We start from the raw sequence: 19,806 nt of genomic DNA, 5'->3' as shown, positions 1-19,806 counted from the left end.
TAGTTAACCTTTATAGATATACCCTACAAACGTTTCCCTACTTAGGTAGGTATTGTGTTTGTTGCGGTTAAGTAATTGATTGGTTTTTTACAACGTTACTGATGGTTAACTGTCGCAAGCCAAATTGACACTGCTCGCGCTGTTGCCAAAGGAATCCCAACCAAGTTATGGGGATGGCATGAATACAAATATTGTTACTATACTCGCGGGTTTAGCGCGTACCCGATCTCAAGATATTGCCTATCAGTATTTTTACGATGAGGCATTGCCAAGTAAAACCATTTCCTACCAAGAATTGCATGTGCGTGCAGCCTCTATTGCTGAGACATTGAGTGAATATTTTGAACCGGGTGACAGAGCATTATTACTGTACAACTCTGGATTTGAATTTATTGAAGCCTTTTTTGCTTGTTTATACGCAGGGATAATTGCGGTACCGGTCTATCCACCTAAAAAGAATCAAAATGTTGATCGTCTGCGTGCCATCATCGAAGACGCAGGTGCCAAAGGTGCGCTTACCAGTGAAAAGATCAATGAAATCGCCAAGCCATTGCTTGATTCTGAGCCAAGTCTAGCGCAGTTAGCACTATTTACTACCGATAACATTGCACTTAAATCGACGACTCAACAGTGGCCTCGTGCACAAATCCGTGGTGAGCAACTGACATTTTTGCAATATACCTCAGGCTCGACGGGCACACCTAAAGGCGTAATGGTAACCCACGACAATATTCTTGATAATCAGGCGCTAATGAAAGAAGCGTTTGGTCACGATAACAACTCTTCGATTGTAAGTTGGTTGCCTCATTTCCATGATATGGGGCTGATTTTTGGCATTATGCACCCAATCTACATCGGTGCGACAGCCGCGCTGATGAATCCAGCCTATTTCCTGCAAAAACCACTACGTTGGCTAAAGCTACTTTCACAAACCAAAGCATTGACGTCAAGCGCGCCAAACTTTGCCTATGACCTGTGCGTGGACACCGTCAAAGATGAAGACCTTAAAGACTTAGATTTGTCCCATTGGCGCTCAGCATTAAATGGCGCAGAACCAGTGCGTGCCAGCACGCTAGAGCGTTTTTATCAAAAGTTTAAAGTGTGTGGCTTGCAAAGAGAGAGTATCGCACCTTGTTACGGCATGGCAGAAACCACCTTATTTGCAACCGGTGGACGTCTTCTAGAAAAGCCAAGGATATTACGTATTGATGCGACCAAGCTACAGCAAGGTAAAGCCGAACGAGTCGCAGATGAAGATACAGTAGATGCGTTTTATGCGTTAGATGTGGCTGATGAACAGCAGCCTTATTACGCCGTATCTTCTGGCGTGAGTTGGGGCGAGCATAGTATTGCGATTGTTAACCCAGAGTCTTTTGAAGCCTGCAATGATGGTGAAACCGGAGAAATTTGGGTAACTGGCCCAAGCGTGGCAAAGGGGTATTGGAATAACCCAGCGGCAACCGCGGCTACATTTCATGCCCGAATTAAAGGTGCTGACGACCGAGATTACCTCCGCACTGGCGATTTAGGCTTTATGCAGCGTGGGGAATTATTCGTTACAGGACGCGCCAAGGACGTGCTTATCTTCCGCGGTAAAAACTACTACCCGCAAGATATAGAACTTACGGTTACAGAAGCAAGCGATAGCTTAGAGCAAAATGGCGGTGCGGCGTTTTCGGTAGCTTCCAATGGTGATGAAGAACGCTTGGTGATCGTGCAACAAGTTAAGCGTACCGCACTGAGAAAGTTAGATACTGAGAAGGTATTGCAGCAGATCACCGCTGCGATCGTTGAGCACCACGGCATTACGCCTTATGACATCGTATTGATAAAGCCAGGTCGCATTCATAAAACATCGAGCGGTAAAATTCAGCGCCAGGAGAATAAACGCAGTTATTTAGCCGATAATTTTGAAGTAATTGCGCGTGCCCGTGAAGAAGCTACGCCACAACAAGCTGAGGTGCCATCATCCTCGTCGTCACTGCAGCAAATTCAGCGGTTATTACAAGAGTTAGTCGCACAAGAAATCGATAAGCCCGCGCGTAGTTTGGATATCGACGCGCCATTCTTAGCATTAGGTGTAGATTCGATGAAAGCGGTACGGATCTCAGGGGAGTTAATGGAAGTACACGAGCTAGATCTTGAGCCAACGGTACTTTACGAATATCCCTCAATTCGCGAACTAGCCCAGTATTTAAGCCAGTTTAGTACGCTTACTCAAGCCCTAGGAGAGACAGAGCTTAACGAGTTGGAAGGTGCCAATGAGCAAGCGAATAATACACAAGCCTCTCGCCGAACAGAACATATTGCAGATACAGATATTGCCGTGATTGGCATGGCTTGTCGTTATCCTTCAGCAAATGGACTTGATGCATTTTGGCAGCTGTTATGCCAACAGGGTGATGGGATCACCACGCCAGATCCTAAGCGCCAGCAGCTTTGCCCTCACCTTGAAGCTGACCGACTTGGTGGCTATTTAGAGAATGTCGATGAGTTTGATGCTGCATTATTTGGCATCTCGCCACTCGAAGCTAAGCATATCGACCCACAGCATAGATTACTGCTGCAAACGACTTATCACGCCATACAGCATGCTGGTTACCAACCAGCCACGCTCGCAGGTAGCGATATTGGTGTGTATGTTGGCATATCGCAAAATGACTACTTTTTATTGTCGCAACAGCAGCAAAAAAGTACCGCGTATTTAGGCACAGGGACGGCGTTGAGTATTGCTGCAAACCGCATTTCTTATAGCTTTAATTTTACCGGCCCGAGTGTGGCGATTGATACTGCGTGTTCGTCATCGTTGGTGGCGCTTCATCATGCAATTCAAGCACTAAGAAATGGAGAAACGAACGCGGCATTGGTGGCGGGCGTTAATCTTATTCTGAGCGATGATGTGACTAAGGCCTGTGAAAGCGCACAAATGTTGGCGGCAGACGGCCATTGCAAAACCTTTTCACAGGCAGCGGATGGCTATGTGCGAAGTGAAGGAGTTGGGGTGGTGATGCTAAAGCCGCTACAACAAGCCATAACAGATAATGACCCGATTGTTGGTGTACTCAAAGGCAGTGCAATTAATCAAGACGGTCGCAGTAATGGCATTACCGCACCAAATAGCGCCGCGCAACAGGCTGTGATCAATGCCGCACTTGGTAATGCCAGGATGCAGGCGGAAGATATCCACTATGTGGAAACTCACGGCACGGGTACGGAGCTTGGCGATCCTATCGAGATCACCGGACTAAACCGCACGTATGGAGAACACCATAGTCGCCATGATCCGGTTATTCTCGGTGCGGTAAAAGCGAATATTGGTCACCTTGAATCCGGTGCGGGCATTGCTGGGCTTATCAAAACGCTACTGTGTTTACAGCATGGGCAAATTCCCGCGCAGCGTTATAGTGAGGTGTTAAACCCGCATATTCCATGGCAAAAGCTCCCATTTATGGTGCCGCAAAGCATGCAGACATGGCCTGTACAACATGGGGGAATAAGAGCCGCTGGATTAAGTTCTTTTGGTTTTGGTGGTACTAATGCACATGTGATCTGCGCACAAGCACCAGTGCTTGAACCCTGCACACAAGCTGAAGTAATTCCACCTTCGTGTTATCTATTGCCTCTGGCTGCCAAGTCGACAGCTGCATTGCAGCAACTTGCAGGTCTCTATAGTGAACGATTATTGAACCTAGCTCCTCAAGCGTTTGATGACTTTTGCGCACAAAATGCCGATCAAGCACCGCTTAAAGGTGTGCATAAAACGTTTTACGGGGTTAGCAGAGAAGCACTCATCGCTCAACTTGATATACCCGTTATTGGTGAGCGCCCATCAGCAAACACAGCACCTGAAGTCGCGTTTTTGTTCACAGGACAAGGTTCGCAATATCCCTTGATGGCTCACTCTTTATATCAACACCATGCGGTGTTTCGTAGCCAGTTAGATGACATTGACAGTCTGGTTGGCACGCGCTTTGGAGCTCGCCTGTTGGATGTGTTATTCGACGAAAAGCACAGTGAACTTCTGGCGCAAACGCGTTGGACGCAAGTGAGCTTGTTTGCCGTTGAATACAGTTTGGCAAACTTACTGATGCATTATGGGGTGAAGCCATCCCTGCTTCTCAGTCATAGTGTTGGTGAGTATGCGGCTGCTTGTATTGCTGGCGTGTTCTCGCTTCGTGATGGCGTTGAGTTGATTGTGGCGCGTGGTCAGCTAATGCATGAATTACCGATAAAAGGCAGCATGATCGCCGTAAGGTGTGATGAAATAGCCGCACGTAATTGCTTGAGCGAGATTCAGGGGCAAGTGGTTATCTCAGCCTTCCATGGTGAGGCTGGGGTCGTATTCTCTGGTGCTGATGAAGCAATCACAGCCCTCAGTGATGTACTTGCAGCACAGCAAATTAAAGTAAAAGCGCTGCATACGGCAAACGCTTTCCATTCTCCACTGATGACTCCCATGTTAGACGCCTTTAAGGAAGTCGCTGAGCAGGTTAGATTTCAACAGCCTCGGCTGCCTTTTGTTTCGTCCATGACGGGGCATGTAGAGACTGCACGCATTGCAACCGCTGAGTATTGGGTTGAGCAAATTATGGCACCAGTTCACTTTGTTGACTGTGTAACTGCGCTTGAGTCACTAGAGCATGGCTTAGCGATTGAGCTTGGTCCCAAACCTATTTTGAGTGGCTTACTACAAGAAAACAGCAATAACAAAGCGCTCAATTATGCCCATGTATTGAATCCTAAAGGCGATGACTGCATGAGATTCGCCGAGTGTTTGGGCACATACCTCGATTTAGGCGGGCCGCTCAAATGGCAACAGGTGTATGGCAATCGCCCGAGCGTTAGAGCGAGCTTGCCGAAATATCCATTTGATTGCAGTTCATACTGGATTTTTGGTACTGAACAATCACAGCTCGAAGCACAGACAGTGGTAGAAGCGAGTGACCGTGATGCTCAGATCCGCAGCTTTGTGCTCAATACCCTAGCGGGACTCTTGTCGATGCCCGCTGATGCTATCCAAACCAACCTTCCGTTGTTAGAAATGGGGGTTGATTCGTTGATGATCATGCAGGCCGTTAGAGTATACGAGCGGGAATTCGGTTTAGAGTTTAGTGTTCGTCAATTTTATCAAGAGCTCAGCGATGTCGATAAGTTAGTAGCATATATTCAACGCCATAGTGACTATCTCAAAGCACCGCAAGGTCCTCAACAAGCGGGCAGTTTGCCATCACCTGTATCGGGCACGACTGATACGCCAAAAGGTAGTGTAGTAGGGGCTGACAATCACACGCTTGTCGCTATCTATCAGGCGCAATTGCAGGCGGCAAGCACTGTGACCAACGCTGAAGCAAGAGCCGCGTTAGAAGCTGTAGTAGGGCAGCAGTTACGCCATATACAGGGCGTGAAAGTTGAAAACAGCGCAGTTACCACGACAGCAACCACCTCGACAGCAACCCTGGTATCAAAACCCCATCCAAGCAGAGCCCAATCTGTATTACCTGGGGCACAACAAAAACAAGTGCAGCGTGCCAATAGTAGCCCGGCCATACGCCAACATCTTGCTGCATTGAGTGATGCTTACATTGCGAAAACGCACAGTTCAAAAGCGCTAGTGAGCGAATATCGCGCACGCCTTGCGGATTGCCGTGCTTCGGCGGGTTTTAGACTGTCGAGCAAAGAGCTACTTTATCCGGTGTTCTCTAAGCGCTGTGAGGGCGCATATATCTGGGATATCGATGATAATCGCTATATTGATATCACCATGGACTTTGGTACTAACTTATTTGGTCATAATCCTGACTTTATCAAAAAAGCACTGGCGCAACAGCTTGAAGCTGGGATGCAACTGGGGCTTGCAAGTCCTGATGCGCCTGAGGTTGCTGCACTTATCTGTGAGCTGACTGGGCTTGAGCGTGCATCGTTTTGTAACTCTGGTACAGAGGCGGTCATGACGGCGCTACGCTTAGCAAGAACGGTGACCAAACGCGATAAAATTGTTCAGTTCTCAGGCGCGTACCATGGCCACTATGATGGTACTTTGGCAACTGAGTCGCCAGAGCAAGGCGTAGAGGCAATGTGTGCTGGAGTGCGTTATGGCGCAATCGCCGATAATCTCGTTTTACCTTATGGTGATGATGAAGCGCTTGAGACCATTACCCGAGAGGCGCAACATATTGCCGCAGTGATTGTTGAACCGGTACAAAGCCGTCACCCTGAAAATCAGCCTTGGGCGTTTTTACGTAAACTTCGTACACTCACTGAAGCACATGGTATTGCCCTTATTTTTGACGAAATGATCACTGGCTTTAGAGCACATCCCGGTGGTGTTCAAGGCTTGATAGGGGTTAAGGCCGATATGGCAACCTATGGCAAAATCGTCGGTGGTGGTATGCCAATTGGTGTGGTTGCGGGGGCTGCTACCTATCTCGATGCCATTGACGGTGGCAATTGGCAATACGGAGATGATTCCTACCCTCTGACCGATACCACCTTCTTTGCTGGGACTTTCTGCAAACATCCAATGACCATGGCGAGCGCCAAAGCGGTGTTGCAAGCTATTAAGTCGCAAGGCCCAGCGTTACAACAAGGGATCAACGACAAAACCGCGGCATTTAAAGCACATCTCAATGCGTTTTTTGAAACCCATGACGTGCCTATTCGAATTGAAGCGTTTGCCTCATTATTCCGTTTTCGCTTTTCGCAAAATCTTGATGTGTTCTTTTATGAAATGCTAGAGCGCGGTGTGTTTATCTGGGAAGGACGAAACTGCTTTTTCAGCGCCGCCCATACAGATGAAGACATTGCAGCGGTGATAAATGCAGTTGAAACCAGTGTACTTAGCTTAAAACGCGCGGGCTACTTTGGTGAAACGAGCCAAAGTGATAACGCTGCTGCATTTCCACTTAGTCATAGCCAGCAGCAGCTATTAGCGATGGCGTTGACCTCTAGCGAAGGGGCGAGTGCATATCAATTACAAGCGATATTAAAGCTCTCAGGTAAGCTCGATTTAACGCGGCTGCAACAAGCCGTTACTGCGGTTTGCCGTGACTTCCCAATCCTGCGTTTTGGCGTCGATAGTGACCGCTTAATGCAATATTGCCGAGTGGAAAAAGCCGAGTTGCATGTTGAGCCATGGAGTGAGGACTACCAAGTAACATTGCAAACGCGGTTATCCGCGCTGCGTTATCAACCGTTTGATTTTGCAAAAGACCCACTTTGTAGAGTGACGCTGCTGAGTGATGGCAAAGCACAGCACTATCTAAGTGTTGTGGCCCATCATGTGATCTGCGATGGGCTTTCACTACAGATGGTGCTGGCAGCAATCGCTGAGCGCTACAATCAAGATGCAAAACAAAATGAGGTGGCAAGCCGAGCTGTCTCCTTTAGTCACTACGTTGATAGCTTGCAGGCATATTCGCATTCACCGGAAGCTGCAAAAAACCAAGCTTTTTGGCATCAGTGCTTAGCTAGTTCCACACCACTTGAGCTACCAAAGTCAACGACGGTGAGCGCGGCTTCATACCAAGTCAATCAGCTCACATTACCCATTTCATCGAGTGCAATCCGAAATACTGAGACCCTTGCTCAATCTTTGCGTTGTGGGCAATTTGCGACAATGCTTGCACTTTATTGCTTGTGGCTACACAAGTTAAGCGGCCAGACTGTGATAAGTGTAGGAGTGCCGGTATCAGATAGGCAACGACTGGCATCGCAGTTTGAGCCTGAGTTACTCGACCAAGCGTTACTGGGCTATTGCACCAATATCTTGCCCATTGTGGTTGATATCGCTGGCCTTAGCACTATCGGTGAGCTGGTACAGCGGGTGCAAAATACTTTACTTGATGCCTTTGATCACCAAACTCACCCGTACTCAAGCCTTGCCGATGACCAGCTTATTCTACCTAGCACTTTGTTTAATCTAGATAAAGTCACTGCTTTGCCGAGTTTTAATGGATTAGAGGTTGAGGTGCAGCCAAGTGTGGCTAAATTCGGCCAATTTGAACTGACGACAAATATGACCTGTGTTGCGGGCCAATGGTCACTGTTAGTGGAGTATCACACTGCGCAATTTGATACCGAGTTGATGACCCAATATATAGCTAAGTTTGTCCACTTGCTGTCGCAGGTTAAGAGCAATACACCAATAGGGCCTCAAAGTGAGTTGATGCAAAGCAGTGATGATATACACCGATTAGTCGAGTTACCGCTACAACAAGAGCAATCGGTCAAGGTCGCGATGAGCTTCGTTGAAACGTGGCAGCACAATATGTCACGTTTTAGCGGACGCACAGCGCTGGTAACTGATGATGTGAGTCTTAGTTTTGAGGCGCTCGATGCGCGTGTTAACCAGCTCTCTCACTACTTGATGAAGCAGCAGGTAACGCCCAATAGCATCGTCGCGGTGGCATTACCACGCCGGGTGGAGCTGCTGATCGCACTGATGGCAGTGATGAAAGTTGGGGCGGCATTTTTACCGCTTGATCTCACCTTCCCTGACGAGCGCATCGCGCATATCTTAGAAGATGCCAAAGTGAGAGTTGTGCTGTGTGATGCCACCAGTGCAGAGTCAGCGTTATTTAATTATGGTCGTTTCAAACGAGTATGCATGGACAGGGATGCCGAAGACATTGCCAAAAGTGCGGTTCGCAGCCCTAGTTTGCTAATTCAAGCTCAGCAGCGTGCTTACGTGATTTATACCTCTGGTTCCATGGGGTTACCCAAGGGCGTTGAGGTCAATCACGGGGCATTTGCTAATCTGCTTGCATCTATGTGCCGTGAGCCGGGGCTGGTGGCAGATGACCGCTTATTGGCTATCACCACAGTAGCGTTTGATATTGCCTTGCTTGAGTTGTTTGGGCCATTACTGGTTGGCGGATCTGTGGTGCTGGCAAGCGATGAAAGTATTAGCGATCCTGCTGTGCTTGGGGCACTTATCGAACAGCAACAGATCACGGTGATGCAAGCAACGCCAACGCTATGGCAACTCGTGTTAAATGCAGCGCCAACATGCACCTCTGGCGTAAAGGTATGGAGTGGCGGTGAGCCTTTACCTCAGGCACTGGCCGCGCAGTTACTTAGTCACAGCAAAGCGGTTTATAACCTATATGGACCAACAGAAACCACGATTTGGTCAGCGGTGGCGCATATCGACAACAGCGCGGAGGTCACCATTGGTAAAGGGATACAAAATACCAGCTTATTTGTGCTCCCAATTGAGTGTCGTGGTGAAGGGTTGCCTTTACCCGACGGCGTGTGGGGCGAGTTATACATTGGTGGCAGTGGTGTTGCTATGGGTTATTTACATCAAGCAGAGCTGACCCAGCAGCGCTTTATCAATCATCAATTTACCGCTTCCATTAACCGCCGCTTATACAAAACGGGAGACAAAGCGAGGCGTTTAGCTGATGGGCGCTTTGAAGTAAAAGGACGTTTAGATAATCAAATTAAGCTCCATGGTCACCGTATAGAGCTTGGAGATATTAGCCATCACTTGGGGCGCATACTCAATAGTAGTGAGGTCGATGTTTGCGTACAAACCCTAGAAACTGGTCCGTGTCTGTGTGGTTATATGATTGATGATGGTGAGTTATCTGCCGAGTGGTCTTCGCCTCATCTGCGTCAAGCGCTCGCTGAATGGTTACCTAGTTACATGGTGCCTGAGCATTTTGTTTGGCTAAGCCAATGGCCGATGACGCCAAATGGTAAGCGCGACCGAAAAGCACTACCAAAGCCTGCTGCTGAACAAGTATCAAAAATAGACGCGTTAGCTCCCCGCACTGAAACAGAAAAACAGCTGCATCAACATTATCTAACGCTACTCCCTGTTAAGCAGTTGGGTGTCACAGCACGGTTTGTGGATAGTGGCGGTAACTCTGTGATTGGTATGCAGTTGGTATCGAGACTCAACCGAGCCTTCAATATTAAATTGACCATTGGCGACATCTTTGAGCATGCCAGTATTGCCGAGCTTGCCGAGTGTATTGAAGTGCTAAAACAAGCCCATGATGCTATATCGGTAGAGACGCAAACTCCAAACGTAGAGAAAGTCAGTGATGTCTTGAGCGATCGAGATTTGAGTGCTGCTCTAAGTGATAAATCTATGACGGAGATGGACTTGTAATGATGGATAACTTAGCGATTAAACAGTGGTTAGATGAGCTCGACCGTCAACAGGTTTATGTTTATTTACAGCAGGATAAATTAAAACTTAGAACACCGCTTGGGCAGCTGCCTGAGGGTATTCTGGATAAGATAAAGGAGAACAAAGCTGCGCTTATCACCTACCTTCAGGGACAGCAAAAGCAATCTGGTGCGCTCTCGGCAGCGCAGCAAAGAATGTGGTTTATTGATAAGTATGAAGGGGGCACTGCGGCATACAATATGGCTGGGCTAGTTAAATTATCGCAGCCATTTTCAGTCACGGACATTGAACAAGCGTTGAGCCGCTTGGTAGCTAAGCACGATATTTTAAGAGCACGATTTATCACGGTTCAAGGAAAGGTGGTTCAGCAAATTGAACCTGCTGAAACGATGAAGATTGCGGTGATGACAGTGGATGAAGAAGCACTACCCAATCAGCTTCCAGAGTCGATTGAACAGGCTGCGCGGTATCAGTTTGATCTTGCCAACGAGTCGTTGCTGCAAGTGACGGCTTTGGTGAGCAACTCTCACGCCACTTGCCGCTGGTTACTAGTTAACATGCATCATATTATTAGTGACGGCTGGAGCGTGGCCGTGTTTATCAACGCACTGCTGTATGAGCTAACGGAGTCGTGTGTTGAGCTTCCCGAGTTACAGTATGTTGACTATGTGCACTGGGAGCAGCAATTAAGACAATCCCCAGCCTATCAACAACAAATGGCTTATTGGACTGAGCAGTTAGAGGCCTTTACACCGTTTGAGTTGCCCACCAGCTATCCAAGAAAAAAAGAAAAACAGTACCAAGGTGATACGGTTCGCTGTGTGTTCAATGCGGAGCAAATACAACAATTAGATGAAGCCTGCCACCGCGACGGCATAACCCATTTTACCGCCTTGCTTGGCGTGTTTTACATCTTGCTCTATCGCTACAGTGAGCAAGCCGATATTACTTTAGGGGTGCCGGTTGCAAACCGTCAGCAAAGCGAGTTTGAAGCTATGCTTGGCTGCTTTATTAATACCTTGCCACTGCGTATGCAGATAAACGGTCATCACTCCATGAGTGAGGCGATTAAGGCGCTGCAATACAAGGTATTGCAAGGGCTTGGTAATCAAAACGCTGCCGTGGAAGACATCATTGAAGCGCTGGAGCTACCTAAATCCGCTGCGCATTCAGCCTTGTTTCAAGTCTTGTTTAACTACAATGGTGTAGCAAGTAGTAAAGTGTCGGTAAATAACCAATTAGAAGCTGAGTTAATAGCCCTAGATAATGACACTGCCAAATTTGACTTAACGCTATCTGTTGATGATACAGATGAATACCTTGTGTGTGACTTTGTTTACGCAATAGGGCTCTATGACCGTGTGCTTATTCAGCAATTTGCTGATGATTATTTGGCACTCGTCCAGTGCTATTGTGCTAAAGAGGCGCTGCCGATTGACGACTTGGTGCTTAAATCAACGAGCGCACCGATAAAGGCGGCAGACATAAACCACAACATTGGCCAGCCAGCGCTTGTGCTGCAAGCAATAAGAGATATAGCGCAAACCCAAGGTGAGGCGATTGCAGTGGTTGTGCCAAGCAGCAATGGCGAAGCATCACGCACCCTGACGTATCAGCAGCTACAATCTCAAAGCCTACAAATTGCCAACAACTTACATGTTCCAGCGTCAATCATTGCACTGATAACAACGGGTGATATGAGTGACATTGTCACTATGCTTGGCGTAATGCAAAGTGGCCGCGCGTATTTACCCATAGATGCTAATATGCCCGCCGCCAGAGCGCTACAAATGCTAGCGCAAGCCGAGTGTAATGCGGTGGTGGTAAGTGTAGAAACGCCACTTTGCCAAGCGTTACGGGAAGCTGACATCCAGGTGCTTGATTATAGCGAGCTGAGCCAAAACAAGGGCGCACCGCTGCAAATTTATTCACCAAGTTTCGATGATAGCGCGTATGTGCTGTTTACTTCTGGTTCTACTGGCACGCCCAAAGGGGTAGAAGTCAGCCATGGCGCGCTGAGCCATTATTGCAGCAGCATCGCAGCGCGATTGAGTTACAACCAAGATACGCGAGCAGGCGTGGTCACAGGGCTTGCCACTGATTTATGCTTAACGGCTATCTATCCGGTGCTTACTCATGGCGGCACTGTGGTATTGACTCTTGCAAACCAAGCGCCAGAACCGACTGAAATCGCAGCCAAGTTAGTGGCCGAGCAAGTTAATTTGATTAAATTAACCCCTTCTTTTGCCGCGGTGCTTTTGCCTCAGTTTACTGAGCAAAAACCCGCTATTTCGCAGTGGGTGTTAGGTGGAGAAGCATTAGGTGAGCAGCTTGTTGATAGCATTCGTGCGCTGACACCAAAGGCGCGTATTTTCAACCATTATGGGCCGACGGAAGCTTGTATTGGAGTGGTTTGTCATGAAGTCACTGGCAGCAAGCCAACCGGCCACAGTTACCCGATCGGTACGCCGTTGGCACATGTCACCACCTGCGTACTCAACAAACAGGGGAAGCCAACCCCTGCGGGTATGCCCGGTGAGCTTTATATTGGTGGGGCAAGTCTTGCCAAAGGGTATATAAATGCACCTTCAGAGACCGCAGCTCAGTTTACAGGCGTTTTGCAAAATAGCGGTCAATGCATGCGTTTTTACCGCAGTGGTGATAGCGTTAGGGTGAATACGAACGGCGAGCTTGAATTTCTCGGTCGAATTGACAAACAAGCGAAAATTCGCGGTTACCGCGTTGACCTTAATGAAATAGAAGCTGCACTGTTAGCGCTTGATGAGGTAACGCAGGCTGCAGTCGTGGTGCGCAAGCTCGGCAAACAAGATGCTTTGGTTGCTTTCGTGGTAAGTGTTGATGGCAGCCAGTGCGCCGCAACCAATCTGCGCGAGGTGATCCGTCAAGGCTTGAAGCGTCGCTTGCCTGAGCCGATGATCCCAAGCTGGATAGAGCTTTGCCAGCACTTACCCACCCTGAGTAATGGCAAGATAGACCGCCAACAATTACAGTCTTTGGCATTAACTTCTCAAAGCCAAAGTAGTAAGGTGACAAGTGCGTTGCAGCGACAGTTAATCGCGCTCTATCAAACCTTAACGGGCGCACCAGAAGTGGGGCTGCACGATAGCTTTTTCAGTATTGGTGGTCACTCTTTATTGGCCATGCAATTACTCAATGAGCTAAGAGCCCAGCTCTCGGTGGAGGTGAGCTTAAAGCAAGTATTTGCCAATCCGAGCGTATTCGAACTAAGCGAGATGTTGGCTAACGCTCAGTCTCAAGCTTCATTACCAAGTCTACAACCTGCGCCATCACAGCCCAATTATCCTTTGTCATTTGCACAGCGGCGTTTGTGGTTTGTTGACCAACTGCAAGGGCACAGCAACCAGTATAACCTACAGGGCATATTTCAATTGCAAGGCAAGCTGAATGCTGAGGCCTTAGAGCAAGCCTTTATTACTGTGATTAGGCAACATCCAGTCTTGGCCTTTAATTACCATCAAAATGCGCAAGGAGAACCGTTCCAAAGCATTAACCTTGATGCTCGATTTACCTTGGTTAAGCACGACTGGACAGATAAATCCGCAGAGCAACAAGCGCATGCGTTAGAGCAGGCTATCGCAGAAGATTACGCAACCAGCTTCGATTTAAGCCGTGATTTGATGCTACGCGCCAGTCTTTATCAGCAGCAAGCCATGCAGGCTACCCTTGTGATCACCTTACATCATATCGCTGCCGATGGTTGGTCTATTGCCTGTTTGAGTGACGCTTTAAGACAGGCATACAAAGCTGCGCTCAGCAGCGAAACCTTACCGCTACAAGAGGTGCATTACGTTGATTATGTAATGTGGCAACAGCAGCTGGAACAGAGTTCGTTATGGCAACAGGAACTAGACTATTGGCGTATGCAATTACAAGGTCTGCCCAAAGTTCATGAATTACCGCTTGATTACCACAGAGAAGCGAAAATTTCACCTCGCGGCGCCTTAGTGATTGAGTCCATACCTGCGTCGCTGGTCAGTGCGCTTCGAGCGTATCAAACTCGCTCAGGACAAACCTTATTTGTGTTACTGCAAACGCTATTTTCATTGTGGTTAAGCCGCTTTTCTCAACAGCGCGATGTGGTTGTTGGTACGCCGGTATCAGGACGTCACCTCAAAGCATTTGAAAGTATGATTGGTAATTTTATCAATACCTTAGTGCTTAGAAGCGAATGGAGTGAAGACACCAGTTTTACCCAAGCGCTACAGCAAACCCAAGGCTTACTCAATGACGCGTTGCAATATCAACATATTCCCTTCGATGTGTTAGTGGATGAGCTAGACATTGAACGCTCAAGCGCCCAGCATCCGCTGCATCAAATCGTGTTTCGGGTAAATAATCAGGTAAATGAAAACCTTACGCTAGCGCAACTGGAAGTGACGCCCTGCCAAAGTAAAGTACGCGGTGCCAAACTAGATTTAGAAGTCGCAGTGATAGACGAGGGGGATGTACTCACCGTTGAATGGCTTTATGACAGCAATTTGTGGCAAGAAGCGAGTATAGTTAGTTTCCATCAGCAGTTTTGTTATGTGTTATTGCAGTGTCTTGCAGAGCCAAATACTCCGTTGTCAGCATTGTCATTGTGGCCCGCTGAGCAGCAGTTAGCGCTATTAAAACAGCAGCAAAGTGTTACGGTAGAAGTGACAGAGCAACAGCCATGGGTGACTCAGTTTAGTCAGGCGGCTCTTCAGACACCACTACAGACTGCGGTGCGTATGGGAGAGTTCACTTGTAGTTATCTCACCTTAGAAAAATGCGCGAACCAACTCGCTAATAGCTTATTAGAAATGGCATTTGCCGAGCAAAGTCGCATTGCTATTTTACTGCCGTCTTCGAGTTACATGGTGGCCGCGGTGCTGGCAATATTAAAAGCGCGCCATACCTATGTGCCCATTCATCATGACACGCCAACCGATACCTTAGCCTATATCATGGATGATGCAGACATCGTATTGACGCTGGCGCTAAGTGAAGATGCCGAGCGCTTGATTGAAGCCGGTAGTGACTTTTTGTTGCTTGATGATTTGTTCGAAGCCGAAGGGAACTTTGCGTTTTACGATACTAGTTTGCTGGTAGATGAAGACGCAGCAGCATTTAACCAAGCCGAGCTTGCCTATGTTATTTATACCTCAGGTTCAACCGGGCAGCCAAAAGGGGTGCCCATTAGTCATGGCAACCTCAATCATTATCTGCGTTTTGCTTGTCAGCGCTATCTGCCACAATCGGGTGGCATAACCAAGGCTGTACTCAGTACACCGCTGGCGTTTGATGCGACGGTGACCGCCTTAGTGCCTATTTTGATGCGAGGCGGTGAGCTTGAGCTGCTCCCTACGGACGCCGAATTGTTGCCTGCGTTACATGAACAGATTTTTGCCGCTACGGAAGCCAAGTTATTCAAGTTAACACCGGCTCACTTACGCGCGGTATTTGCATTAAGTGACGCACAAACTCATAACAATATCGCCCACCGATTTGTGGTTGGCGGTGAGGGGCTAAGCGCAGCTTTGGTTGATAAGCTGATGGATAAGCTCCCTAATGCCCTGTGGACAAACGAATATGGCCCAACTGAGGCAACAGTCGGCTGTAGTGTCTATGCTGTAAGCCGTGAGTCGCGCCACTTGTTAGCGGGCCATGAAGAAGTGCCTATTGGTCATGCTATCGATAATATGACCCTTGTGGTAGTCGACGAATTTGGTGAACTGGCCTTACCTAATATGCCCGGAGAGCTTTGGCTGGCGGGAGATGGGGTGTGTGAAGGCTATATTAATCTCGCGAGTGTGACGCAAACACGCTTTGTTGAGCAAGCAGTGCCTGAGTCTGGTACTTCAAGCATGCGTTGGTATCGCAGTGGCGACAAGGCAAAGTGGCAGGCGAATGCGCGCGGAGAGGCTGACTACCTTTGTTATTTGGGACGGTTAGACGAGCAAGTAAAACTGCGAGGCTACCGCATTTCTCTTGTGGCAATCGCTCATCAAATCGACGCGTTGGCACAGGTAAAAAGCTGCGCTGTGAGTGTTGATGTAGCACAAGAAAGCCTAGTGGCTCATGTGGTTTTAAATGGTGAGGCTAAGCTCACACTCGTGCAGTTGCGCCAAGCTTTATCGCAGTCGTTGCCCAGTTACATGTTACCTGCCGCGCTGGATATCGTTGCTGATATTCCACTGACCGCAAACGGAAAAGTAGACAAGCAAGCACTACAGTTTGCCTATCAGGCACAGGCGAAAAGCCATGAGGTCGCCGAGGTAATTGATGGATCTAAGCTCACAGATATACAGCGTTATTTACTTGAGTTATATCGTGAGCTACTACCGAGCCAAGTACAGAGTATTAACGATAGTTTCTTTGACCTAGGCGGGCATTCTCTGCTTGCCATTAAAGTGATAAGCCGAGTGCGCAGTGAGCAACGGCGAGATATCACTTTGCCACAACTCTTTGATGCGCCAAGTATTGCAGCGTTTGCTGAAGTGATAACCGCAAGTTTGATGATTGCGCACAGCAATACCATTGAGCCAGTATCAAGGGGCCAAGCGTTACCTCTGTCTTTTGCCCAGCAGCGTTTGTGGTTAATTGACCAGTTACATGAGCAGAGTGTGCAATACCATATGCCAGCGAGCTATTGGTGTGAGGGAGCCCTTGATATTGACGCCCTAACAAAAGCGTTAAGCGCAATTGTTGCGCGTCATGAAGTGCTCCGTACGGTCATCGTCCCCGCAAATGGTGAGCACGGTGCCGTGCAGCAAGTTCGTGATCAAGTTGCCTGTCCTGTGGAATTAGTCGATTTGTCTGGGCTGAATAACGCAGAGCAACAGCAGCGTTGGCAAACATTACAGCAGCAATCGCTCAGCAAACCTTTTGATTTATGCCAAGACACTATGCTGCGCGTTATATGTGTACAGTTTAGTCGCAACCAATATGGACTCTTATTTAACATGCATCACATTGCCAGCGACGGTTGGTCGATGGCGCTGCTTGCCAAAGAGTTTGTGGCGTTTTATCGGCACTTTAGTGAGGCGCCAGCGTATCCGTTGCCGGAGCAATACGCTAAACCGCTGGCGGTTCAGTATGCAGACTTTGCCTACTGGCAACAGCAACAGCAAGATAGCTATCAGGCGGATCTTTCCTATTGGCAAACTCAGTTGCAGCAGTGTCCTGTTGTTCATGAATTACCGCTGGACTTTGAGCGACCACACGTTCAGTCCCTTGATGGTGAGTGTATTCGTCATACTCTTACGACGTCGCAAGTTGAGTCGATAAAAGCGCATTGCCAAGCACAAGGGGTGACCTTGTATATGTGGTTGCAAAGTGTCTTTTCGCTGTTGATGCTTCGTCTTAGCCAAGCTCAGGATATTGTCATTGGCTCGCCTATTGCCGGACGTGAGGTGAAAGAGTTAGAGGGCTTACTGGGCTGCTTTGTGAATACCTTGGCTATTCGCGCTCGCAAAGTGGGGTCGCCTTCGTTTAACGACTGGTTAAGTGAGCAAAAACAGGTGATCTTGGCGGCGTTTGCCCATCAGAGTTTACCTTTTGAGCAGCTTGTCGATGCCATTAATCCTCCGCGCAGCCTAGCGCATTCGCCCGTATTACAAATACTCTTTGCACTACAAAATAACGAACAAAGTGACTTCAAGCTACCTCATCTTAAAATCGAGCAACAGCTTGATCTTAAGCCTGCAATGAAGTTCGACTTAGAAGTGAATGCACAAGAATCGGGCAGTGAGGTAGCGGTGCAATGGAATTATGCCAAAGCCTTGTTTAAACACACTAGCGTACAGGCGATGGTTGATGCTTTTGTGACGTTAATTGATGCTGCGCTGACAAGCCCTGAGCAAAGTGTAAATACCTTACCATTAGTCGATAGCAAAACACTCAGCCAGTTAGAGGCTACTACGCAGACGCCGCTACAATCGCCTTGGTTTATCAGCGATAAAATACGGCATTTTGCTCAGCACCGGTCGCACCACCATGCCGTGCGAGATATGGCTGGTAAACGATTAAGTTTTGGCGAATTGGAGTCCCAAAGTAATCAGCTAGCGCGTTACTTGATTGAGCAAGGCGTGACAGCAAGGTCGCAGGTTGCAATTAGCTTAACGCCAAGTTGTGAACAAGTGGTGGCACTACTGGCAACTTTAAAAGTCGGGGCCGTGTATGTGCCGCTTGACCCCAATGCACCGAGTCAGCGTCAGCAGTATATATTGCGTGACAGTAAAGCGACTTGCCTTATCACCACCTCAGCGCTACTTCAAAACGCCAAAGAACTCAACTGTCGTTTGGTGCTAATGGACACCGCACTGCATTGGCAGAACATGCCTGTAGAAGCGCTTGCGCCGTTAAGTGATATTGATGCGCCGGCTTATATAATTTATACCTCTGGTACCACTGGGCAACCCAAAGGCGTGGTGGTCAGCCATCGTAATCTACACCTTTATCTTGAGCACGTTAGCCACAGTTATCTCCAAGGCGATATACAAGAGAGTGTTGTCAGCACGCCTTTAGCGTTTGATGCGACAGTAACGAGCTTATGGGGAGCGCTGGTTAATGGCCTTGGAGTTGTACTGTTAAGCGATGGTGAGCAGTTAATCACAGAGCTTAGTGCGTGTTTAGCACGCGAAGAGGCACTGTTGTTTAAGTTAACTCCGGCTCACTTGCAAGGCGTGTTGGCACGATTACAACCGAGCAATGCAGCGCACCAAATTGTGGTGGGAGGAGAAGCTCTATCTAGCAGCGTGGTTGCTCAAGTTGGGGCACTGTTGCCACAGGCTCATTTTTATAACGAATATGGCCCAACAGAAGCAACAGTCGGGTGCTGTGTGTATCGCTGTAACGGCCAAGATGCGGTTTCGCTTGCACAGCAATCGCAGCGCTTTGTGCCAATCGGTAGCGCCATTCAAGGCACTCATTTGGTGGTGCTGGATCAGCATCAACAGCCTGTGCCTATGGGCATGCCCGGTGAGCTATACATCGCAGGCGATAATGTGGCTCAGGGATATTTTGGGTTGCCAGAGCTCAGCGCCAGTAAATTTGTGTCATTGTCTTTGATGAATAACTCGCAGCGTTATTATCAGACGGGCGACCAAGTGCGTTGGCTGCTAGATGAAGAAGGCTGCCCTTGCGTGCTGCAGTTTATTGGTCGTCGAGACAACCAAGTTAAACTGCGTGGTTATCGCATCGAGCTTGAAGAAATCGCGGCGCAACTTGAGCAACTAGATGCAGTGCAACAAGCACAGGTGTTACTCAACGAAAGTAAAGATAACTTACTGGCCTGTGTGGTGCTAACTACACCATCGCACAATGATGCCATTTATGAGCTTGACCAGACGCTACATACTCAGCTATTAGCCTCGTTAGCAGAGGCCCTACCAAGTTACATGTTGCCTTACAAGCTGTATGCACTGGCTGCTATGCCGCTTACCAATAATGGCAAAGTAGACGCGGGAGCTCTTGCACAACTGGTGCAATCGCAACAGGCGCAAGCGCTTACTGCACCTTTAGCGCCAATGACTGAACTACAAACGCTGCTGGCAGAAATTTTTGCTCAAGTGCTTAATACTCAAGTTCGAGATCTTAACAGTAATTTCTTTGAGTTAGGGGGCACTCTTTATCAGCAAGCCAAGCGGTTGCCTTAATTG

2 protein-coding genes are annotated in these 19,806 nt (G+C 48.2%); both read left to right on the top strand.

Annotated elements, in window-relative coordinates; translation table 11 throughout:
- Nucleotides 1-178 precede the first annotated feature (178 nt).
- Nucleotides 179-10,120: a hybrid non-ribosomal peptide synthetase/type I polyketide synthase gene (locus B1L02_RS15260; protein WP_088531718.1), complete on the top strand. Its 9,942-nt coding sequence runs from the start codon at nt 179-181 to the stop codon at nt 10,118-10,120.
- Nucleotides 10,120-19,803 carry a non-ribosomal peptide synthetase gene (locus B1L02_RS15255; RefSeq protein ID WP_232003101.1) on the top strand — a complete coding sequence of 3,228 codons (9,684 nt, stop codon included), beginning with the start codon at nt 10,120-10,122 and terminating at the stop codon, nt 19,801-19,803. The genes B1L02_RS15260 and B1L02_RS15255 overlap by 1 nt, the downstream gene beginning before the upstream one ends.
- The last annotated feature ends 3 nt before the right edge of the window (nt 19,804-19,806 follow it).

It is taken from the genome of Pseudoalteromonas piscicida, assembly GCF_002208135.1.
In the GTDB taxonomy this organism is placed as follows: domain Bacteria; phylum Pseudomonadota; class Gammaproteobacteria; order Enterobacterales; family Alteromonadaceae; genus Pseudoalteromonas; species Pseudoalteromonas piscicida_A.
This window is presented reverse-complemented; position numbering and strand designations above follow the sequence as displayed.

Excerpts from the sequence above, each read along its gene's own strand:
- B1L02_RS15260 (WP_088531718.1), top strand. The coding sequence starts at position 179 with ATGAATACAAATATTGTTACTATACTCGCGGGTTTAGCGCGTACCCGA.
- B1L02_RS15255 (WP_232003101.1), top strand. The coding sequence starts at position 10,120 with ATGATGGATAACTTAGCGATTAAACAGTGGTTAGATGAGCTCGACCGT.